The organism is Micromonospora marina (assembly GCF_900091565.1).
GTDB classification, from domain to species: domain Bacteria; phylum Actinomycetota; class Actinomycetes; order Mycobacteriales; family Micromonosporaceae; genus Micromonospora; species Micromonospora marina.
Map to the genome: position 1 here is coordinate 120954 of NZ_FMCV01000011.1, position 21866 is coordinate 142819.

The window sequence follows — 21866 nt, forward strand, 5'->3', positions numbered from 1 at the left end:
CCCGGAAGGGGCGATGCCCGGGCGGTTCACCGCCCGGGCATCGCGTGGTGCGTCGATCAGTGGATCAGGAGAAGCGGACCTTCATCGAGGTGCCGTTCTGCTCCAGAACCTTGATCTTGGTGCCGGTGGCCGGGAGCTTGACGCCGTGGTTCGGCAGCTCCGGGTACCAGTACTTCTTGGTGTCGTCGAACAGCGGCTGCGCCGCCTGGCCGCGGATGTACTGCGGCTGGCTGTTGATGTGCAGCGTGAACGAGTCGGCCTTCTTCAGGCTGAACGGCGCGTCGTAGACCTGGACGCGGGCCCTCCAGGGGTTGCCGGTCAGGTTGTAGATGGGCCGCGGGTGCGCGTCGATGATCATGTTCCGACCCTCACCCGGGTGCGCGAACGTGTCGTTGTCCGCGAACCGGAGGTTCCAGTAGGAGATCAGCAGACCCTCCTGGTACGCGTAGTGGTCCACGTAGTCCGGGCGGGTGTTCGCGTAGCCGAAGTAGTACGGGCCGGTCTTGAGGTACTTGTCGTACGAGACGTACGACCGGTTGCCGGCGATGTAGTAGTTGTCGAACTTACGGGTGTAGGTCTCCTCGACGACGCTGAAGCCGCTGAGGGTCCAGCCGTCCGCACCAGCCTCGGCGCCGTCGGAGAGAACCGTCTGGCCGTCGGCGGTCACGGTGATCGCGTCACCGTAGAAGCCGCCCTCGGAGACACCGCCGTCCGTCTGGTAGCGGAGCCGGAACTGCACGACGCTGCCGGCGGCCGCGTCCATCGGGATGTTGATGTCGACCCACTGGTCGTTGCTGGAGCCGTCCAGGGCGTAGCGCCCGGGGGAGATCTCCTTCAGCGGGTCGCCGTTTACCGTACCGGGCAGCGAGGTCCAGGTCTGGCCACCGTCGGTGGACGCCTCGAAGAACAGGTAGTCGTAGTCCGCCTCGATGCTGTAGCGACCCTTCATCGACAGCGCGGCACTGGTCTTCCCGGTGAGGTCGAGAGTGCGCGTCATCGTGGTGTTCAGGTCGTCCTCGTTGCCCGAGAAGAACTGCTTCGTACCCTCGAACGGCTTGCCGTTCTGGAACGTGTACTCCCGCTGCGGCAGTACCACCACGGCGGCCTGGGCCTTGTTGGAGTTGTACTCCTGCGGGCCCAACTCCAGGGTGCGCTTCTGGCCGGCCACGATCACCTCGTAGTCGAGCCAGCCGAGCTGGAGCTTGTTCCAGGCGCCGAGGTCGCCACCGCGCTCGCCGATGCCGCCGTCGTTCTTGGCGCCGAGCCGGCTCTGGGCCATCAGGGTCCAGTGCTCGTTGTTGTTGTCCCCACCACTGACCACGTTGTAGTCGTCCGGCAGACCGAGGTCGTGGCCGTACTCGTGGTAGAAGACGCTCCGGCCACCGTTCTCCGGCTGGATCGTGTAGTCACCGATCCAGACGCCGGTGTTGCCGATCTGGGTACCGCCGGCCGGGAAGTTCGCCGGGCCGGTGTTGCCCTGGTCGCTGGCGAAGGCGTACCACCGGTGGCTCCAGATGGCGTCCTCACCCTGGTACGGGTCACCGTCGGCCTGGTCGCCGCCGGCGTGGACGATCTGGAAGTGGTCGATGTAGCCGTCCGGCTCGTTGAAGTTGCCGTCGGCGTCGAAGTCGTACCGGTCCCACTCGTCCATCGCCTTGACGTCCGCGGCGATCTCCGCGTCGGAGCGGCCCTGCGCCTTCTGGTCGGCGACCCACTGGTTGGCGGCGTCGCGGACCAGGGCCCAGGTGTTGGTGCAGACGCTCGACGCGCACGGGTAGCCGTCGGAACGGCCGTAGCGGGCCTCGTTGTAGCGCACCTTGACCCAGTTGGTGACCTCGCCGTCGACACTGTACCGACCCGAGGACTGGGCCTCGTAGTACTGCTTCAGCGACTCGTCACCCGGGGCGGTGCCGAAGTAGAGCTTCCGGAAGTGGTCGGCGCTGTAGTCGGCCTGCCACACGGTGGAGTTGTCCACCGCCCGGTTGGGCTCCGGGATCTGGTTGACGCGCGGACCGTCGAACCGGGTCGGGCCCGGGGTGCCCGGGTCGGTGTCCTGGTCCGGGTAGTCCGGGTGCCGCTCGTCGCCGAACTCCGCGAGGATGACGAAGATCTTGTCGGTCCGCTCGCGGGAGAGTTCGACGTACTGGTCCTTGGTCGGACCCTTGCCTGCCTTGGTGCTCTTGGCGGACCTGCCCGCCGCGGCACCTTCGGCAGCCCGCTCGCCGACCTTGACGACTGTGCTGCCGTTGATCTTCTGGGCCTTCGCCCTGCCGGACAGGACCTCGCTGAGGCCCTCCTGGCGCAGCGCGCGCCGCTTCTCCTCGAGCGGGTTGGGCAGGTCGTGCTCAGCCTGCGCAGGCTCGGCCACCGACGGGGCGGCGGCCGGCAGCTTCGGCGTCGGCGCGGCGCTGGCGGACGTGCCTGCCACCAGTCCCGTCGCGGTCAGCGAAAGCCCGAGCAGACCCACTGCGACTTTGCGCACGTGGTACCTCCGGTGTGAGGGAACCGGCCCAACTGGGGGTACGGGCCGGTGGAACGTCCCACTAGTGGGACAAGGGTGAACATAGACACTGCTGCGACTGGTGGGAAGACGTGTGCGTCGATTTGTAGCAACTTTTTGTTGGGAATGCTTTTCACCGTCACAAGCCAGTCCGTCACCGAGTTGTTGACCAGTGACGATGGCCGGATCTTGAAATGCAGTGACAGTTATGGATTAAAAACCTGCGCGGAAGCCTTGAGCAGGCCCTCCGGCCGATCAGTTCAGGCACGGGCCAACCGATCGACCGGCCCGGATCCCCCGGATACGACGAAGGGGCGGACCGCCCGGCGACCCGCCCCTTCGTCGTACGTCGTCGTCAGTCCTCGTCGGACTTCCCGCCGCTCATCCCCGACGAGATCAGGTCCATCACCGAGGAGTCCTGGAGCGTGGTCACGTCGCCCAGCGACCGGTTCTCCGCCACGTCCCGCAGCAGACGGCGCATGATCTTCCCGGAGCGGGTCTTCGGCAACTCCGGCACCAGCATGATCTGCCGCGGCTTGGCGATCGGGCCGAGCGCCTTCGCCACGTGGTTACGCAGCTCGGCGATGAGCTGCTCGCCCTGCTCGCCCGAGGTCTCCGCGCTGCCCCGCGGGATGGCGAACGCGACGATCGCCTGGCCGGTGGTCGGGTCGGTCGCGCCGACCACCGCCGCCTCCGCCACCGACGGGTGACTGACCAGCGCCGACTCCACCTCCGTGGTGGAGATGTTGTGGCCGGACACCAGCATCACGTCGTCCACCCGGCCGAGCAGCCAGATGTGCCCGTCGTCGTCCTTCTTGGCGCCGTCGCCCGCGAAGTAGACCCACTCGTCACCGAGGTTGGCGCCCGCGCCGAACCGGGACCAGTACGTCTCCAGGAACCGGTCGTCGTCGCCCCAGATCGTCCGCAGCATCGACGGCCACGGCTCCGTCAGCACCAGGTATCCGCCGCCACCGTTGGGCACCGACTGGCCCTGGTCGTCGACCACGTCGGCGACGATGCCGGGCAGCGGGCCCATCGCCGAGCCGGGCTTCGCCTCGGTCACGCCCGGCAGTGGGGAGATCATGATGGCGCCGGTCTCGGTCTGCCACCAGGTGTCCACCACCGGCAGCTCACCACGGCCGACGTGCTGCCGGTACCAGATCCACGCCTCCGGGTTGATCGGCTCGCCGACGCTGCCGAGCAGGCGCAGCGACGACAGGTCGTACCCGGCCGGGATGTCCTCGCCCCACTTCATCATGGTGCGGATCAGCGTCGGCGCGGTGTACAGGATGGTCACCTTGTACTTATCGACGACCTCCCAGAACCGGCCCTTGTGCGGGGTGTCCGGGGTGCCCTCGTACATGACCTGGGTGGCGCCGTTGGAGAGCGGGCCGTACACGATGTAGGAGTGCCCGGTCACCCAGCCGATGTCCGCGGTGCACCAGTAGACGTCCGTCTCCGGCTTCAGGTCGAACACCGCGTGCGTGGTGTACGACGCCTGGGTCAGGTAGCCGCCGGTGGTGTGCAGGATGCCCTTCGGGCGGGCGGTCGTGCCGCTGGTGTAGAGGATGAACAGCGGGTGCTCGGCGTCGAACGCCTGCGCCTCGTGCTCCGGCGACGCCGTCTCCACCGTCTCGTGCCACCAGTGGTCCTTCGCCGACCAGGCGACCTCCTCACCGGTACGCCGCACCACCAGCACGTGCTCCACCGACGGGCAGTTCGCCACCGCCTCGTCCACGGTCGGCTTGAGCGCCGACGGCTTGCCCCGCCGGAAGCCGCCGTCCGCGGTGATCACCACCTTGGCGCTGGCGTCCTGGATCCGGTTGGTGAGCGCGTCGGCGGAGAAGCCGCCGAACACCACGCTGTGCGTGGCACCGATCCGGGCGCAGGCGAGCATCGCCACCGCCGCCTCCGGGATCATCGGCAGGTAGATCGCCACCCGGTCACCGGCGGTCACGCCCAGCTCGGTCAGCGCGTTCGCCGCCTGGCAGGTGAGCCGGTGCAGGTCGGCGTAGGTGACGGTACGGGTGTCGCCCGGCTCGCCCTCCCAGTGGATCGCCACCTTGTCGCCGAGGCCCGCCTCGACGTGCCGGTCCAGGCAGTTGTACGCCACGTTGAGCCGGCCCCCGGTGAACCACTTCGCGAACGGGGCGTTCGACCAGTCGAGCACCTGCTCCCACGGCTGGGCCCAGGCCAGCCGGCCGGCCTGGCGCTCCCAGAAGGCCAGCCGGTCGCCGGCCGCCTCCTCGTACGCCACAGCGGTCACGTTGGCGTTCGCGGCGAGTTCGGCAGGCGGCGGGAACTGGCGCGTCTCGTTCAGCAAGTTGGCCAATGCCTCGCTCATGCGGTGACTCCTTCGTCGCGTGACCTGCGTCTCCTGATGCGGGGAAGGTTAGTCCCGCCGTACCCCGGCCGCGACCGTCCGGCCCCTCCCCGCGCGCCGAGCGGCCCGGTCCCCGCGCCGAGGTGTAAGGAAGGGCCCCCTGTTAACGCCTCCGGTAGAGGAAGGGCCCCTTCTTAACAACCCCGGCCGTACGACGGGCCCGGCGGTCGCTAGCGTGACGGGGTGACCACCGATCCGCTCGCCCCGCTGCTCGCGCTCGCCGACGTCGCCCCCGCCGTCGAGCAGGCCCGCGACCGGGTCGACCAGGCCCACCGGCACCGCGCGCTGCGCCGCCAGGGCGGCCAGGTCGCCGCCGAGGTCAGCCTCCGCTCGGCAGTGGCCAGCGCCGCGCTGGAGGGCCGCGTCCACGACCGCGAGGAGGTACGCGCCGGCACCGTCACCGACCCGGTGCTCCAGGGCGCGCTGCGGGTCGCCGGGGCGCTGCCAGGGCTGAGCGACCTCTGGTCCAAGGCGCCCCGGCAGGTGCTGGCCCGGCTGCACGTACTCGCCGCCCGCGACGTGGTGACCGAGGAGGAACTGGGCCGGCCGGTCGCCGACCCGGTGGTCGCGGCCCGCCTCGACAGCCTGGCCGCCCTGGTCGCCGGCGGCACCAAGGTGCCACCGCTGGTGCTGGCCGCCGTCGTACACGGCGAGCTGCTGAACCTGCGCCCGTTCCCAGGCCCGTCCGGGGTCGTGGCCCGCGCGGCCGCCCGGCTGGTGCTGATCTCCACCGGGTTCGACCCCCGCGGGCTGGTCGCGGTGGACGTCGGGCACCGCGAGCGCGAACCGGAGTACGTGGGCGCGGCCGGCGCCTTCGCCACCGGCACGCCCGACGGCCTGCGCTCCTGGCTGCGGCACTACATGAGCGCGGTGGAGGTCGGCGCGGACCAGATCACGCTTATCGGCGACGAGATCCTCGCCGCGTCCTGACGGGTGCCGGGGTGTCAGGCGGTGGGCGCGGCAGCGCGGGCACGGCGGTGCCGGCCGTACCAGGCGATGCCGATGGCCACGCCGACGCCCACGCCGAGCGCCGCCGCCGCGACCGGCACCGCCGGCCGCTCGCGCAGCCGCCGGCCCACCGGAATCGGGTGCCGGAACTCCAGCACCGGCCACGCGTTCTCCACCGCCAGCTTGCGCAACGCCCGGTCCGGGTTGACCACCGTCGGATGCCCCACGCACTCCAGCAGCGGCCGATCGGAGTACGAGTCGGAGTACGCGTACGAGTCGGCCAGGTCGTAGTCCCGCTCCAGCGCCAGTTCGCTGACCGCCTCGACCTTGCTCGGACCGGCCGCGTAGAACTCGACCTCGCCGCTGTAGCGGCCGTCCACCACACCCATCCGGGTGGCGATCACGTCGGTGATCCCGAGCAGCTCACCGATCGGCCGGACCATCTCGTCGCCGGACGCGGAGACCAGCACGACGTCCCGCCCGGCGGCCTGGTGCTCCTCGATGAGAGCGGCCGCCTCGGCGTACACGTAGGGGTTGATCAGCTCGTGCAGCGTCTCCGCGACGATCTGGCGGACCTGTTCCACCGGCCAGCCCTTGCAGAGCGTGGCCAGATAGTCCCGGGTGCGGGCCATGGTCTGCTCGTCGGTGCCGCCCAGCCGGAACATCAGCTGCGCGTACGCCGACTTGACCACGTCACGCCGAGTGATCAGCCCGTCCCGGTAGAACGGCCGACCGAACGCCAGGGCGCTCGACTTGGCGATGACGGTCTTGTCGAGATCGAAGAAAGCGGCGCTGCGGCCCACGGCGCGAAAGTCTAGCCCGACGGGAGGCGTGGGGGCGCCCGCCCGGGTAGCGAAAGCCGATGAGCACCCCCTGGAGTGATGGCGGTCACAGGCAGCTATCGATGAATTAGCTTTGCGTGGAGTGAACAACACTCGACGTATAAGGGTCGACTGCGGCATGCTTGTTCTCGCGACGGGAGTTCGCATGCCCGGCGCCGATGGGCCTCGGCGGTTGCACCCCCCGTAACCGCTGGGTCGGTTCGGCTCGACCCCCCCGGAGCCGAACCACAAGACGACCCCCGTCTCCCCCCGACGGGGGTCGTCCCTTTGTGGCTTGCCGTTCCGGCGCAGGTGGAGGCGGGTTCTCCGGATCGGCCGGGTGCGGCTCCGGGCGGAAAGTCAGCGAATCGTCAGCGAACGTCAGCCGGACCCGATCGGCGTAGTCGTCGGGCGTGTGCGTGTACCGGTCCAGCGTCGTCGACGCCTTCTCGTGGCCCACCACCCGCCGCACCACGTTGACCGGCACCCCGTCCGTGACGAGCCACGTGATGTACGAGTGCCGCAGGTCGTGGAACCGCAACCCGCCGACCGCCGAGGCCGCCGCATGCGCTACTGCCGCCGCCTCCGTGGCGAACCCCGTCCGCTGCTCCCGCCCGTCCCGATCCGGCCACACCGCGAGCCACCGGCCCGGCGCCACCTCGGTCACGCGACCGAGCAGGCCGGCCCGCACCAGCGACGGCAGCCACACCCGGCGCCGGAAGTTCGACCGCCGCTGCGGGCCGCCGTCCCGGTCGGCGAAGACCAGCGCCCGGCCGTCCGGCGAGCCGGCCCCGCGCCGCCGGCGCAGCTCGTCGACGAGGAACCGCGGCATCGGCACCGCGCGCACGCCGGCCCGAGTCTTCGGATACGTCCGCAGCACGACCCCGCCGTGGGTCTCCACGGCCACCTGGGCGACGTGCACGAGCCCTCGGTCGAGGTCGACCGCTTCCCAGGGCAGGCCCGCGCACTCACCCCAGCGCAGTCCCGCCCCGGCGGCGGCGCAGACGATCCCGCGGTGTTCGACCGGCACGGCGGGCAGCAGCCGGCCGAGGAACGCCTCCCGGCTGATCGTGCCGGCGCGAGCCTCACCAGCCCGGTTTCGCGGTATCCGCACCCCCTCGCACGGGTTCACCGCGATCAGCCGCGCCCGGATCGCCGTCTGCATGATCATCGACAGCATCCCGAGGTGTTTGGCCGTCGTCGAGGGCGCCAAGGTCCGGCCCAGGTTCGTCACCCACTCCTGCACCGCCAGGTAGTCGATTCGCGCCAGCGGCCATTCCGCCCACTGCGGCAGCAGATGCGCTCGCAGCATCGATTCCGTCCGCTCGGCCGTCCGAACCTCCACCGACCGCCCGGCCAGCCACCGTGTCACGAACTCGCCGAACCGCATCCGCCCGGCGTGCGGGTCGACGTACGTGCCCCGGTTGATCGCGCCTTCCACCTCAGCCAGGTACGCGTTCGCCTCCTTCTTCGTGCGGAACGTCTTGGCCTTCTGTCGGTTGGCCGAATCCCGCCAGTTCGCCCGGTAGGTCCCGGCCGGCGTCTTGCTCACGAAGCCCACGGTCACCAACCCCCGCGCGGCGCGTCGGTACCCGTTGCCGAAAGGCCGCCAGAGGCACCGTCCAGCCATGCGTGGAAACGGCTACGCGGCACCACCCAGCGCCGCCCCAGCCGCTCGGCGGGGATCTGCCCGGCCCGGACCAGGGCGTAGGTCGAGCTGACCGACAGGGACAGCAGCGCGGCCACTTCCTTGACCGTGTAGACGGCCCGGACCGGCCGGGGCGGGCAGTGGCCGGGGGCGACGTCGCCAGCACGAGGCCCGGCCTGCCGAGGCGCGAACGGCACGACGATGGACAAGATTTCCTCCCCAGGGTTCAGGCCGCGAGCGCGGCGGGTTGATCAGTTGCCGAAACAGCGGCGGCTGTTCGGAGCCGGGCGGTGTCGAGGTCTGCGCGCCAGCGGATACGGGCGGAGATCGATCGCAGGAGGCGGTGTTCCAGGGGCGGCACGTCTGGGTCTTCGGGTCGGGCGAGTTCGAACCGGTACCGCTTCGAGCCGTCCGCGTCGTCGGCCGGCTGGTCGTGTTCCTCGATGTCGGCCATGCCGCCAGCGAGGATCGCCCTCACCCAGGCCCGGTTGTCGGCGCGGTGGTCGGCGAGGGTCTTGCCCGACCACTGCCGGGAGACGAGGACGCGGCGGCCGGTGAAGCCGAGGGTGGAGCGCTGGTGGACCTTCCCCGTGCACCGGCCGGGGGTCAAGCCGGCCTTGACCCCGTCGGGCTGGACGCCGTATAGCAGCCAGTTCGCGCACGTCGGCGAGCACGGCAGCACCGACAGCTCTGCGTGCAGGCGGTCGAAGTGTGCCTTCTGCGCGTCGGTGCGGGGCTTGGCCTGGTCGGTCAGGTCCTTGGTGACGTACTTCGTCACGTACCGGATGGAGCGTTCCGCGTCCTTGGTGCCCTGCTCGATGCCGCGTGCGTCGATCCGGCCGAGCCGGGCGACGTAGGCGGGGCGGCTGTCGGGTTCCTCCAGGGCGTCGAGGGCCTCACCCCAGGTGGGCAGCGGCTCGCGCGTCTTCGGATCGACGTACGCCTGCCGGTCGACGTCCCAGACCGGTGGCTTGTCGACCGGGTAGGCCAGCTCGTCGAAGGGTGGCCACCACACCTGGTGGTAGGTGGCCGCCGCGATCTGCTTGAGCAGCCGGCGGGGCAGGGTGCCCCGGATGGCGAAGTGCGCGTGCGGAGCGAGCCGGCGTTGCAGCTCGACGGCGCCCGCGTATTGGACGTTCCAGCCGGCGGCGCGGCGGACGTTCTGCCACCACCGGTCAAGAACCCGCGCGAAGTGGACCGAGTCGAGCGCGGCCCGCCGGTAGTCGTAGCTGGTCGGGTCGACGGGCGTGCCGAGCACGTCGTCATACGGGCCGTGCGTGCCGTTGGCCGCACTCGCACGGGGCGACGTAGGCGCCGCGCCGTAGGTGGGAGTGCACCGGCCCGTGCGAGCCCAGGGTGAGCGTGATGAGCATTGACGGCCGGTGTGTCTTGCCTGCCTTGCCGGAGTAGGCGCGGCCGACCGTGCGCGGGGCGACCGGCAGGCGTGGCAGGTCTGGGGAGTCCTGCCGCCGCCTGGTCGACCGCTTGCGCCGGGGCCGCTCGTCGCGCTCTTTCGGGGTCAGGTGCCCGCGCAGGCTGGTTTCGGCGAGCGCTTCATCCAGCTCAACGATCGCGGCGTCCACGTCGGCGATCTGCGCGGCCCGCTCGTCGGGGGCCATCGGCTGGTAACGCAGCGCTTCCCGTTCGAACTCCAGGTGTGCCCGGACCCGCACGAGGGCGAGGACATCTTCCCCGGGTTTGTCGGGGCGGACGGCGGGTTCGTCGGCGAGGTGCCAGCCCTCGCGAATCTGTTGGATGCGCAGCCGCCGGCCCCGCTCCGCACACGGCTTGCATTTGGCCGCCAGGGTCGCACCGCAGGGCACCTCCACGACCTCGGTGAGGCCGGTGGCGGTGTCGGTACGCCGCAGGGCGAGAGGGCGGACGCACACGCCGTTCTGTTCGGCGAGTTGCTTGAGCGCGTCCTTAGCGAAGGGCTTGCGCATCCGGTCCGCCCGCGACCCCGGCCGGGGCTGCTCGACGGGAGTCGTGGGGATGAGTTCGAGTTGGCTCACCGGTCACGCTCCCCGCCGAAGACGCTGCCGTTGCGGGGCGCGAACGCCGCCGCCGGCACGGGCACCAGTCCCGGCCGCCGCTCCACCGGCATCGCATGGACCGGGCGGAGGAGGGCCGCCGGGCGAGGCTGCTCGTCGGTGGCTTCCACGGCGACGTTCACCGCCTGGCCCTCATCGACGACGGCGAGGGTCACCGCCTGGTCCTCGTCGGCGACGTCAAAAGGCGGCCGGTCGTCGGCCGGGTTGTAGCCGGGCGGGACGTCGCCCCACTCGCTGGTGTCTGCCGCTTTGTCGACGGGGACCGCCGCCGGGGCGGGGGTGGTGGAGAAGATGAGCTTGGACAGGCCGAGGAACGCCAGCGCCGGCACGGCCGACAGCAGCCACCCGGACACGCCCGGCTTGGCCACGGCGAGTTGCGCCGACAGGGACAGGGCGACGGCGCAGACGAGCAGGAACATCGGGTACCCGATCGGGCCGCCGGTGCGGCGTCGCCGCCGGATCGTCAGCAAAGCCGCGAGGGGCAGTAGTTCGGAGATGGCGGCGTTGGCCCAGCCGAACCAGTCCCCGGTACCGGTCGGAGAGTTCGCCATGGTCCAGTCGTGCACGTGGGTGAACGACGCCGCGCCGGCCAGCCCGCCCACGGTGAGGACGATGAGCACCAGGACCACGCCCTCCACCCGATCTGCGTTGGCCTTCACCGGGTCACCTCCTGCTCGTCGTTGTCGGTGTCGTCGCAGAGCCGCCGGTAGTCGCGGCCGAGTTGGCGGATGTCGTCGTCGGTGAGGTAGGCGAAGCGGACCCGCACGGGTTCGCGAACGCCGTCGAGGACGACGAACCCCACACCGGGGGCCGATTCGGGGATGCGGTCACACAGCGCGCCCCGGTCACGAGCCCCATCGCCGAGGACCATGTCCACCTGCTCCGGCTCGGTCAGCCGCAACCCGATGCGGGTCGGGAACAGGTCCCGAAACGGCAGCACGTCCTTGCGCGGATCCTGCAACGCCGCCACAACGTGCACCCCTACCGCCCGTCCCTGGGACAGCAGCAAGCCGAGGGCTTCCTTGATCCGGTCGCGCACCTTCCGATCGGTGATGTACGCCGTCAACGCCGCCAGCTCGTCGACCACCAGGACGATCAACGGCTCATCCGGTGTCGGCGTGTGCTGGCGGGCGACCCCGCGCAGGCGGGCCGCCCGCAGGCGCATCCGCTTGACGGCCTCTTCCAGGACGCCGGCCATGCCGTCGGGGTCGTCGTAGGAGAACCGGGCGAACAGCGGCACCCCGGCCGCCAACTCCATGCCGCCCTTCGGGTCGAATGCCCACAGCTCCACCAACCCCGACCTGACACCGCCGGCCAAGGACCGGATCAGCGACCACAACACCGACCCCTTGCCGGAGTTCGTGGCCCCGGCGATGAGCACATGCGAGCCGGCCAGGCGCAGCCGGTAAGGCTGCCCGTCCTCGCGCACCCCGAGCGTGAGCCCGTCGAGGTTCGGCACCTGAGCCACCGGCATCGGGGCCACGGTGCCGGCCAAGGGGTCACGGCGCAGAAATCGGATCACCACCCGATCCGGGCGGGCCGTCGAGCGGGCTTGGCCGGTGCGCAGGCGGAAGGCGTAGGCGAGGCGTTCCGCGGCCTGCCCCCAGTCGTCCGGGATCTGCCCCGGCAGCATGCGGACGGTCAGCTCGTCGCCGTAGCGGTCGCAGCGCACCTTGAGAAGCTGCGGCACGTAGCGGTCACCGGCGAAAACCGTCGCCAGCCCACACGTCGCCATGACCGACGCCCACCGAGGCCGGTAGACCACCAGGGCGCGGACGCGGCTGACGATCGGGTACCAGCCGAAGCGCAGCCACGACGACGGGTGCCACCGCCACCAGGCCGCACACCCAACGGCGACCGCCAGGACGACGCCGGCCAAAACCCGGCCGCCATACTCGGCCCGCACCCACAGAACGGCCACGGTCGGGGCGGTCAGCCACCAGTACCGCATCGCGAGGACCGTGAGGCGGAACAGGCCCCGGGCCAGCCACCAGAACACCAGCAGCCAACCCGGAACCCGCCACGCAGGAAGGCGCACGTTCATCGGCGCCACCGGGATCTTCTCCCCGGGGATGATGTTGATCAGAGGCACAGGTCCCCACCCCTGCCAGGACGCGCCAGGGTCGCGATGCACGAGCGGCACGACATGCGGCGCAGGTCGAAGCGGCGCGGCTTCACCCACTCCTCGCAGCGCGGGCAGCGGATCGCGCACACCCGCGCCGAAGCCGGCGGCAGCCGCAGCGCCGACCGGATCGCCGCTTCTGCTTCGCGGTAGGCGTGGCGTAGGCCGATCAGACGGGTACGGGACATCAGGACCACCGTCCCGACGAGCAGCGGCCCTCAGAGCAGTTCAGGGCAGGGGGAACTACGGTGGGCATCACGCCCTCCTTCACACGTGAGGGATGGGAGAGCGCGGGACGGGCCGGGACTCTTGGCGGGGAAACGACCCGCCCCGCGCGCCAAACAGCGACCAGTCAGGCCGCCACCGAACCCGGCACTATCGACGCCGGCCGGATCGCCGTGGCCCGCAGCGAGTACGCCATGCGGGAGCGGCAGTCACCCGACGAGCGGCCCGGCTTGCACCGCTGCGAATCCACGTACGGGGTCAGGGTCAGGCCCTCGAACTCGACCGCCGGCGGGTAACCCGGCACCGTCGACGGCGGCGGCACCGGCTGCTGCGCCGCCACGACCTTGACCTTCACCTCGGTCGACCGACCGAACTTCCCGGCCTCCGGGTCCAGGTCCATCACCCGCACCACCCAGACCCGCTCTCCGGTCTCCTTGTCCCGCGCCTGGTTGTCCGCCTCACCACGCCGCTCAAAGTCGATCTGCGGCGACACCCCGAGGCAGAGAGCCCCGGCGGGGAACACGTACTCGGACGGGACGGGCACCTTCAACGTCATCGGAACCACGTCGACAGCCTCCTAGCCTCACCAATCGTCCATCTGACAACCGGTTGAGCTAACAAGCTACGTCAGCTTGTAAGCACAAGCAAGGGATTCTCCTCGCCCGGCTCCCACTCGCCCCCTTGGTCGGCAGCACCACGAGGGGATGCTTGTAAGGGCACTCTTGGCGGGCTGTGGATTGCCCTGGCCGGTCGCTCCTGCCTATGGTGTCGATCCATCATGGACAGAGCGGGGTCGGGCGTGAGTGTAGACCGTGAGGCTTTCCTTGCCGAGGCGAAGGATCGGGCAGGCACCAACCCGATCGAAGTTTCCGTGCGTGACCTTTTGAACTACTGGGGCGCGAAGCGGCGAGGCTACTGGATTGTGGAGCAGATCCGGAACTCCTTGGAAGCGCATGGACTTCAGACGACTCCGCCGTTCGTTGATGTATGGATCGGTTCGTCAGTCAAAATAGTGCCCCTTCAGCCTCAAGACGTACTCGTGCCTATCCCTGAAGTGGATACCGTAAAGAAGGATCAAGGCGCTCCGGCCGAGATCTTCCTGAGAGTTGGTAGTCTCAGGTCGGCAAACTCTGGAGTGGTTTCGGTCAGCCCCCAGGATGAGGTATCCAAAGCGCAATCGCTAATGCTCCGCTATGGGTATTCGCAACTTGCAATCCTTTCAGGGGAGCGTGACCTAAGGGGTGCTGTGAGTTGGGAGTCAATCTCACACGCGCGGATTCGCGGAGTCACTACCGCGCTGGCGGACGTCACGGTGACCGCTGAGGTCGTTCGAGAGGACGATGATCTGCTAGCTCAAATCCCACGGATTATTGACGCCGGCTTCGTGTTCGTGCAGGCAAAGGACAAGAGGATACGGGGCATTGTCACCACGGCGGATCTGAGTGAAGAATTCTCTCGTACCGCCAATCCGTTCTTCATCATCGGTGAGATTGAAAGGCGATTGCGTGCAATCATCGACGACGTCTTCAGCCCCAACGAGCTCGCAGAAATAGCGGACCCTGAAGACGTCGATCGCACCGTTGGCGAAGCAGCCGATCTAACCTTTGGCGAGTATCAGCGACTTCTCGAGAACCCAGGTCGCTGGTCTCGGCTTAACTGGCACCTGGATCGCAAGGTATTCATTGACGCTCTGGATGAAGTGCGTGAGATTCGGAACGATATCATGCACTTCAGTCCAGATCCGCTCGACGAAGAGAGCGTGGCCAAGCTCAGAAGATTCGCGCAATGGCTGCGGAAACTAATGGCGTAGGGGCCTCGTCCGCCCTGGGTGGCAAGTGGGTGTTAGGAGATCGCGTAGGTGTCCTCGATCTCGTGGCGGCTGCCGGGCATCACCAGCACCGACGTCATGATCGGGTTGCCGGATGCCTGGTGGACGGTGATGACGACGCTCATCACCGACTCGTCGGCTGGCACCTGTAGGGCCTCAGCCTCGACGTCGCTCACCCGGCGGGCGGTCATCCGCTCGGTGGCGTAGTCGGCGCGTAGGCCCTTGTGACGGGCGATGAGGTCCAGCAGGCCACCCGCGATCGGGTCCGGCCTGGTGATATCGGTACCCACCGCGATATCCACCGGCACGAACGTGGCGACCAGGTCCACCGGCCCCGCCTCCGAGACGGTCCGGCGGCGCCGCTCGTAAACCGGCGTACCCTCCGGGATCTTCAACTCCGCCGCGATCCGCGGAGACGCGAGCACCGGGCCGACATGCAGGATCTCCGTCTCCCCGGTCTCGTCCAGCTCGACCGCGTCGCGAGCGTAGTCGGGCGAGGTGCGGCCAGAGGCGGGCCGGCCGCGTACGAAGCTGCCCTTGCCCTGCTGCGACTCGATCCAGCCGTCCTGCTTGAGGATGCCCAGCGCCTTGAGCACCGTCGGACGGGACACCCCGAACTCCGTACAGAGCTGGTTCTCCGACGGCAGTGCCGCACCGGGCGCGTAGTCGCCGTCCTCGATGCGCTTCCGCAGCGTGTTCAACACGCGCAGGTACTTCGGCGTCGGAATCTCGTACGCCATCGCGGGCCACCCCACCTAGGAACGCTGCATGAATCTCAGCAGCTTATGAGTTGTTTGCATGACAGGACAAGCAAGGTCAGCCGTTCGGCGTCACATGCTCCACCGCTGCGGCCAACCATCCCGACCATGACGACGGCGCTCCCACCGACTCCGGACGAGTCGCACCCGGCCACCGACGCGGCAGGCACCCGTACCGGCCGAACACCCGCAACGCTGCCTGACGCTGCGGGCACGGACCCTCCTCGCCACAGGTGACGCAGCGCCCGTCCGCGCTCGACGGCGTGTGCTGGTCAAGCTGCGCCTGTGCCGCCCGGAGCTGGTCGCGCACCGCACTGGACAGGTAGGTGCTCACTGGGCCGCCCCATCCGGCGGGAGCTTGCTCGCGCGCACCAGGATCTGCGCCTGCCGACCGTGACGGCCGGACGGACCGAGCCTGAATCCCTCGACCCAGATCCACTCATCCTGCGGCGGACGGTTGGCCACCAGCCGAACCCCAGTCACCCACAACGTCACCGGCCCGTCCGACGGCAGAAGACGATCTGCTGCATCGATCGTCAGCACCGCGCCGAGTCGTACCCGAACGTCAAACACCGCGCCTCCTCATCACCGGCGCCACGTTTCGAGGCGGCGCGTTGTCGGTAGTGCGTCGCTGGATCTGAAGGCCGGCGATCTGCGCGAAGACCTCACGCCGCGCCAGCGCCTTACCGGTGGCCAGGTCGATGGCGTAGCCGGTCAGCCACACCCAGCCGTGATACGTCGGCTTGTCGCATACCGACGTCACCCGTAGCCACAGCGCGCGATCGCCGCCGAACTGCACCGAGGCCCGTCCGTCGATTAGCACCAGGTCGCCTGGCACCGGGACGCCCGGCCGGGACGGCGCCGGCTTGCGGGGCGCCGGGGCGGGCGGGTCATTCACGGGCCGTCGTTCGGGTCGCGGTCCCACACCAGCACCCACCCTGGGCCAGCCTCAGCAGGTCGCCGCGCGACCGGAACCCGCGCAGTCCAGGCAGGACCGCCGGGCAAGCGAACGAGTTCGCTCCGACCCACGCCCCATCCCCCGAATAGCGGTGCGGGCAAGGGTGTACTTCCAGCCCGCGCCCGAGCAGGATTGGCAGTTGCTCGATACGTTCAGCCCCGTCATGAAGACAGGTTGTGGCACATACCGCCCAGTGACCCGGAAAATCCTTCCGGGGTCGCAGCCGACCGAGGGGAGACAGTGAACCGGTGCGCGGGACGACCAACACCCTGACCATCGGCGAACGCGTCGCCTGGTACCGCAGACGACGCGGCCTGTCCCAGGAAGTTCTGGCCGGGCTCATCGGTCGTACCGCCGATTGGCTCGGCAAGATCGAGAACAACCGGATCGAGCTGGACCGGCTCTCCGTCATCAAGTCCCTCGCCGAAGTCCTGGACGTCTCACTCGGCGACCTGCTCGGCGAACCCTCGCTGCTCGACTGGACCGGCGACAGCGGCACCGAAACCGTGCCCGCCCTGCGCGCCGCCCTGATGAACTACCGCGCCCTCGGTCCGTTCGGCGGCGGCACGGACGTGGAGCCGTCGAGCGTCGCCGCGCTCAGGAATGAGGTAGGCGCCCTGTGGGACGCCTACCAGGACTCACGATTCGGGTACGTCACCGGCCGCCTGCCTGACCTGCTGCACCGCGCCCAGGCCGCCGCCGACCACCACGACGGCGACGACCAGGACCAGGCCCGCCGCCTGCTCGGTCTGGCGTACCAGCTCGCAGCTACCCAGCTCACCAAACTTGGGGAAAGCGACCTCGCCTGGATCGCCGCCGACCGCGGCTTGACCGCCGTCCGCCCCACCGGCGACCCGCTCATCACCGGCTCCCTGTTCCGCTCCGTCGGCCACGCCCTACACGCCACCGGCCGCTACGCCGAAGCAGTACGCCTCACCGAGGACGCCGCCGGTTACCTTGAGCCCCACCTGAAGCACGCCACGCCAGCGTTGCTCTCCGTCTACGGAACCCTGTTCCTGTCCGGTTCGATGGCCGCCGCACGGTCCAACGACGCTGCCACCACCCGCGCTTTCCTCGCCGCCGCCGACCAAGCCGCCGGCCAGCTTGGGGCCGACGGCAACCACCTCTGGACCGCGTTCGGCCCGACCAACGTCGCCATCCATCGCGTAGCCACCGCCGCCGAACTGGGCGACCTACAAGTCGCCATCGACCTCGGACCCCGCGTCGACACCGCCGGCCTACCGATGGAACGCCGCGTACGACACGCCCTCGAAATCGCCCGCGCCTACAGCTCATGGAACCGCGTCGACGACGCCCAAGCCGTCCTACTCGACGCCGAACAGATGGCACCCGAACAGGTCCGCCACCACTTCCTCAGCCGACAACTCGCCCTCACCTGGATCCGCCGACAACGCGGCAAGCCCTCAGCCGAACTGGTCGGACTGGCCCAGCGACTCAAGGTGCTCGACTAAACCCAGCCCATCTAGGCTGCCCTGATGACGGCCAACGAGATGCCACCCACGGCAACCCCACGCGTCGCCGCCGGCGCCCTCTTCTTCGACAACGAAGGCCGCGTGTTGCTCGTACGCCCAACGTACAAGGAACATTGGGACATTCCCGGCGGTTATGTTGAGCCCGGAGAGTCACCCCGCGCTGCGTGCATCCGGGAGATCGAGGAGGAACTCGGCCTCAAGGTCGACATTGGATCCATGCTGGTTGTGGACTGGGCTCCTGCCGAGAGGGAGGGAGACAAGATCCTGTTCGTCTTTGACGGAGGGCTTCTCGGTCCAAGCAAGCTTCGCGAAGTCCAGTTTGAGGATGGCGAACTAGACGAGTGTCGGCTTGTTGTCATTGACGAGGTTGGACAACTTGTGCTGCCGCGACTCGCTCGTCGCATTCAGGTTGCGGTTGAGGCCCGGTCAGCCCGTCAAGGCGTCTACGCGGAGCACGGCAACGCGCTTGGCTAGTTGCCATCTACCTGCGGAAACGGTGGGTGAAGACTCCGATGAGGAGGGGCGTTCTATCTCGCCGAAGGCCTAGCCTGCAGCTAGGTCAAGGCTGCCCTGCTGTCACGGCCCCACTTCCCAGCACGCTTGCGCAGTTGTACCCTCGCCCGGGTAACTGTCTTGACACCAACTGATGACGTGGGGGTCTCCTAGGTGTCTAACATTATTCCGGGCATCGGCTCTGGCCATCTGCTTGAGAAAGAGCTGTTGGCTGAGGATCGGTCGGTCCGAGTTGGAGCGATCCATCGCTTGAACTACAGCGAGGCCATCGTCTTAACTCATGACACCTGGAAGACTCACGCCGGTGGCATTCCTCAGTTCGCCTACCTTATTGCGACGGCTCGCAAGGTCGACGGCGAATCCCAGGACGATGATGAAGTTCTCCTTCTTCGCGTTGAGGGAACTGCACCCTTAGCGATGGAGTCAGACCTTCACGCGGTCCGAGAAGAAGCCCTAAGGACTGCACTTTCTCAGAATGCAGACCCCTCGCCTTCTATGGTCCTTGATGTAAAGCTCGATCCTTTCACCAGAAATCGCGTTTCCTTCACCGGCTTGAGATGCAGGATCCTGGGAACCTTCTTTGAAGATGATCGAGATGGTAAGCGAGAAATCGCCTATGGTGCCGACGTTGATAACTTCTACGCCACGTCGACTTATAGGGTGCTCAAGCCAGTAGGCGAGGGGCTGTCTTACATTGCTTCGTATTTAAAGCCCTCGGACGGCCCCGTCGATCTTGTGCAAATTGGTCACGTCCGATACTCGGCCACCACTCGGCGAGCAAAGGCGTCGAAGCAGGCGGACGCCGCCGTGAAGGTGAATATCCACGACTTCATAGGAAATAAAACCGGGCTCCTAGGGATGACCCGTACCGGTAAGTCGAATACAGCCAAGATCGTAATCGCTAGAACATTCGCAGTTTCCGAGCAGCGGCGGGCAGCCGGAAAGGCCCCGATTGGTCAACTTATCTTCGACCCTCAGGGCGAATATGCGAATCCAAACACCCAGGACGGAACGGAAGTGGCCGCCATTGGCGAGCGGCACGTCCGAATCTTCAAGTTTGGCGCAGACGGTTCGCAGGCTCACGTTAGACCCCTGGGAATCAACTTCTACGACCCTGACCAGATCGAGGCGGTGCAAGGGCTTATTGCTGACAAGCTTAGGTCCGATGGGTCGGCTGGATATGTGAACGACTTCGCAGCTACTCATTTTACTGACGTCGCAGGAGACTACTCTCAGACCACCAGGGCCCAGCGTGGCCGCTTGATTCTGTACGCTGCGCTCCTTCGCGCCGACTTCAAAGTGCCTCAGAAAAACGCTGGAACGAATGTCCCCTATTCGGTCCTCGTGTCGATAAAGGCCGATCTTCGTGCAGAGATCACCCGTGTACTGGGCCGCGACCCCTTCAGGCAAGCTGGCAAGCAATGGTCTGTGCGCGCAGATGACGTTCGGGGCGTCGTCGACAGCATTATTTCGCTTCGCGAAGGTGGGAATGCGCACGCTGCTGACTTCTGTGATGACATTAGATGGCAGTCGACCGAGCCAATCTACACAGGTCAGACGAGCGGCTCAAGCAGAGTCAGAGGTTGGCGCAACCTCATTGATCTCAAGGACTTTCATAACGAAGATACACAACGTGACCCAGCCTTTGAGATTTATGATCACTTGAAGGACGGGCGGATCGTCATCGTGGACCTCCACGTTGGTTCACCCCCTATTGTTCGTGCTCTCTCCGAGTCCATCACCCGCAGACTGCTGGCGGTGCAGACAAGAGTCTTCACGTCAGGGGCAACCCCACCGGCGATCCAAGTGATGCTTGAAGAGGCGCACAACCTCTTCGCTGCCGATCGGTATAAAGATGACGGTGACGTTTGGGTCAGGCTCGCGAAAGAGGCAAGCAAGCTGAACCTAGGAATGACCTATGCCACGCAAGAGGTCTCAGGCGTCGCTCACCAAGTGAAGGCGAATACCGCCAACTGGGTTGTAGCGCACCTTAACAACACGAAAGAAGTCCAGGAGCTTTCAAAGTTCTATGATTTTGCGTCTTTTGGAGAATCGATCATCGCGTCAGAGGATAAGGGCTACGTTCGCCTCAAGACCTTGTCTTCTCCCTACATCATACCGGTCCAGATAGAGCGATACGACCGCGCTTTAGTCAACGAAGCTAGAGCCGCCGCAGGTGACCCTCCTCTGCCTCTGCCAGTCGAAGGCTAGGAGTCGGCGTTGTCATATCAGACAGTCTCTGGATCGTATGAACTGGCATCGCGTGTTGGGCATTCAAACGCCGCTCTACGAGCGATTGCGGATAGAGCTTCCTTCTACGTTCCAGCGCAGGAACTTGGCGATCTCGACTGGCTGAAGGCGAAAGTCTTGAAGCGGTCAGCCTTCCCTTCCCCTGAGGGCGTTGATCGTTTGACAGCTGCAATTGCGATCGACGGTTCACGTGTGGCCGAACGCGTTCGGGACGGGCTACCCTCGGTGGTCTACGGGTACGCGCAGGCAGCTGCAGCATACGTTGATCTCGCAACAATGGAGCAGCAGCAGGACGTGCGGTTCGTTGATCCGGTTGCCATCGAGCGTGCAGTCAACACTGCTCTGGTTTCACTTGATCTTCCGACTGCCGGAGCCTACACCCGTCGCGGAATTGATATTAAGAAGTCTTGGCGCGAAGCCCTATTTCGAATTTTTGCTTCCAAAAAGGTAGAGGTTAATCGCCTTAACCAAAGTCTCCTGGATCTTCTCATGCTTTTGCATGGTCATCCGGGCGCTCCTGCCGCAACCGTACCGGTCAACTGCCCGAAAGAGAACTGCAAGAGCCGAGGCATTCCAGTCCGAGCTGGCGGTGGTGAGTGTCCAGCGTGTGGCGAAACGCTGTACCCCACAGATGTGCTGCGCATTCATGAGGAAGTGGCGGAGGAAGGAACAAATGAGGGTGCTCTTGGCCGCTTGATGTCGGTTTTGGAGCTCCTGGTGCTTGTTGGGCTAGTGACGCTTTTGTGGACGCAATCGCGGGCGGACCTGCTACGTTCAACGCTTTTTATCGTAGACGGGCCCTTAGCGGTTCACGGACCCCCTGCGAAGCTCAGAGCGCGCGCGTTGGAATACTATCAGGCGATGTGTTCCTCGACGCCTGGAGTCGGGCCGTTTCTTTGCGGCTTAGAGAAGACGGGCGCGCTGGTTGACTACGCTCGCCAACTAGCCAGGCATGATGTTATTCGCGAGGGCGACTTGCTGATATGTGACGCAGACGTTATCAAGGTTGTCTGTAATACGGACAATCCCAAATCGTATGGTAAGGAGACTTACTGGGGGCGTAAGTTTGTCTACCGCGCCCTTGATGGCCGAGTAGTTGTCGCTACGATCCCGCCTGCTGCCGGTCCTGCTTACGACGAAAATGGGGGTCAGTCCGGCCCGGATAACTACCCCACGATACCTGCAATTTTGGATGTCATAGATAGAACTGGCTCATCAATGTATCGTGATGGCATTATTCCCGTAGCAGCAGCTCATGGTAGAGCGGCCTTCCCGATTGGCGTCGGAACCGACGTACTTCGGCTCGTTGCGAAGCAGAAACTGGGTTTAGAGCCGGATGGAACCCCGAAGGCAGGTCCTCAAATATGA

19 protein-coding genes are annotated in these 21866 nt (G+C 67.0%); 6 read left to right on the top strand and 13 right to left on the bottom strand.

Annotation, left to right across the window (positions count from 1 at the left end; genetic code table 11):
* Nucleotides 1-64: 64 nt before the first annotated feature.
* Nucleotides 65-2467, bottom strand: a complete 2403-nt coding sequence (locus tag GA0070215_RS15225) for an immune inhibitor A domain-containing protein (protein WP_167361521.1) — start codon at nucleotides 2465-2467, stop codon at nucleotides 65-67.
* 388 nt (nucleotides 2468-2855) lie between these two features.
* Nucleotides 2856-4844, bottom strand: a complete 1989-nt coding sequence (acs, locus tag GA0070215_RS15230) for an acetate--CoA ligase (RefSeq protein WP_091046549.1) — start codon at nucleotides 4842-4844, stop codon at nucleotides 2856-2858.
* Between the two features lie 222 nt (nucleotides 4845-5066).
* Here acs and GA0070215_RS15235 point away from each other — a divergent pair, with 222 nt between their 5' ends.
* The gene (locus tag GA0070215_RS15235; RefSeq protein WP_091046552.1) at nucleotides 5067-5813 is read left to right on the top strand and encodes a Fic family protein; all 747 of its coding nucleotides are present in this window, start codon (nucleotides 5067-5069) and stop codon (nucleotides 5811-5813) included.
* A 14-nt stretch (nucleotides 5814-5827) separates the two neighbouring features.
* On the opposite strand, the gene GA0070215_RS15240 is transcribed toward GA0070215_RS15235, so the two are convergent.
* The 8 genes from GA0070215_RS15240 to GA0070215_RS15275 all read right to left on the bottom strand — a co-directional run bounded on the left by GA0070215_RS15240 (nucleotide 5828) and on the right by GA0070215_RS15275 (nucleotide 13254).
* On the bottom strand, nucleotides 5828-6634 hold the full coding sequence (locus GA0070215_RS15240) for an HAD family hydrolase (protein ID WP_091046556.1): 807 nt from the start codon (nucleotides 6632-6634) through the stop codon (nucleotides 5828-5830).
* Between the two features lie 106 nt (nucleotides 6635-6740).
* Nucleotides 6741-8204 carry a tyrosine-type recombinase/integrase gene (locus GA0070215_RS28035; protein WP_244167007.1) on the bottom strand — a complete coding sequence of 488 codons (1464 nt, stop codon included), beginning with the start codon at nucleotides 8202-8204 and terminating at the stop codon, nucleotides 6741-6743.
* An 11-nt stretch (nucleotides 8205-8215) separates the two neighbouring features.
* Complete coding sequence (locus GA0070215_RS15250) at nucleotides 8216-8509, bottom strand: helix-turn-helix domain-containing protein (RefSeq protein WP_244167008.1); 294 nt, start codon at nucleotides 8507-8509, stop codon at nucleotides 8216-8218.
* 17 nt (nucleotides 8510-8526) lie between these two features.
* A complete protein-coding gene (locus GA0070215_RS29090) occupies nucleotides 8527-9558 on the bottom strand; it encodes a replication initiator (RefSeq protein WP_244167009.1) in 1032 nt (343 codons plus the stop codon).
* Between the two features lie 4 nt (nucleotides 9559-9562).
* On the bottom strand, nucleotides 9563-10243 hold the full coding sequence (locus GA0070215_RS29095; protein WP_244167010.1) for a replication initiator: 681 nt from the start codon (nucleotides 10241-10243) through the stop codon (nucleotides 9563-9565).
* Nucleotides 10244-10308: 65 nt separating this feature from the next.
* The gene (locus GA0070215_RS15260; RefSeq protein ID WP_091046563.1) at nucleotides 10309-11010 is read right to left on the bottom strand and encodes a DUF2637 domain-containing protein; all 702 of its coding nucleotides are present in this window, start codon (nucleotides 11008-11010) and stop codon (nucleotides 10309-10311) included.
* Nucleotides 11007-12443 (bottom strand): FtsK/SpoIIIE domain-containing protein, encoded by a 1437-nt coding sequence (locus tag GA0070215_RS15265; RefSeq protein WP_091046566.1) that lies wholly within the window; start codon nucleotides 12441-12443, stop codon nucleotides 11007-11009. Before GA0070215_RS15265 ends, GA0070215_RS15260 begins: the two co-directional genes overlap by 4 nt.
* Before the next feature lie 382 nt (nucleotides 12444-12825).
* Nucleotides 12826-13254: a hypothetical protein gene (locus tag GA0070215_RS15275; RefSeq protein WP_208600350.1), complete on the bottom strand. Its 429-nt coding sequence runs from the start codon at nucleotides 13252-13254 to the stop codon at nucleotides 12826-12828.
* Nucleotides 13255-13497: 243 nt separating this feature from the next.
* On the opposite strand from GA0070215_RS15275, the gene GA0070215_RS28040 reads away from it, so the two are divergent.
* Nucleotides 13498-14508, top strand: a complete 1011-nt coding sequence (locus tag GA0070215_RS28040) for a CBS domain-containing protein (protein ID WP_141708197.1) — start codon at nucleotides 13498-13500, stop codon at nucleotides 14506-14508.
* 32 nt (nucleotides 14509-14540) lie between these two features.
* Here the strand turns inward: GA0070215_RS28040 and GA0070215_RS15285 are convergent, their stop codons facing one another.
* The 3 genes from GA0070215_RS15285 to GA0070215_RS15300 all read right to left on the bottom strand — a co-directional run bounded on the left by GA0070215_RS15285 (nucleotide 14541) and on the right by GA0070215_RS15300 (nucleotide 16122).
* On the bottom strand, nucleotides 14541-15266 hold the full coding sequence (locus tag GA0070215_RS15285) for a GntR family transcriptional regulator (protein WP_091046576.1): 726 nt from the start codon (nucleotides 15264-15266) through the stop codon (nucleotides 14541-14543).
* Between the two features lie 348 nt (nucleotides 15267-15614).
* Nucleotides 15615-15857, bottom strand: a complete 243-nt coding sequence (locus GA0070215_RS15295; protein WP_091046580.1) for a hypothetical protein — start codon at nucleotides 15855-15857, stop codon at nucleotides 15615-15617.
* Complete coding sequence (locus GA0070215_RS15300; protein ID WP_244167012.1) at nucleotides 15850-16122, bottom strand: hypothetical protein; 273 nt, start codon at nucleotides 16120-16122, stop codon at nucleotides 15850-15852. The genes GA0070215_RS15295 and GA0070215_RS15300 overlap by 8 nt, the downstream gene beginning before the upstream one ends.
* 368 nt (nucleotides 16123-16490) lie before the next feature.
* Between GA0070215_RS15300 and GA0070215_RS15305 the strand changes: the two genes are divergently transcribed.
* The 4 genes from GA0070215_RS15305 (at nucleotide 16491) to GA0070215_RS28045 (ending at nucleotide 21866) form a co-directional block, all read left to right on the top strand.
* Nucleotides 16491-17714: a helix-turn-helix domain-containing protein gene (locus GA0070215_RS15305; protein ID WP_091046583.1), complete on the top strand. Its 1224-nt coding sequence runs from the start codon at nucleotides 16491-16493 to the stop codon at nucleotides 17712-17714.
* Nucleotides 17715-17738: 24 nt separating this feature from the next.
* Nucleotides 17739-18209, top strand: a complete 471-nt coding sequence (locus GA0070215_RS15310; protein WP_091046587.1) for an NUDIX domain-containing protein — start codon at nucleotides 17739-17741, stop codon at nucleotides 18207-18209.
* Nucleotides 18210-18497: 288 nt separating this feature from the next.
* Nucleotides 18498-20459: a helicase HerA domain-containing protein gene (locus tag GA0070215_RS15315; protein ID WP_141708198.1), complete on the top strand. Its 1962-nt coding sequence runs from the start codon at nucleotides 18498-18500 to the stop codon at nucleotides 20457-20459.
* 9 nt (nucleotides 20460-20468) lie between these two features.
* Nucleotides 20469-21866 carry a DNA double-strand break repair nuclease NurA gene (locus GA0070215_RS28045; protein ID WP_141708199.1) on the top strand — a complete coding sequence of 466 codons (1398 nt, stop codon included), beginning with the start codon at nucleotides 20469-20471 and terminating at the stop codon, nucleotides 21864-21866.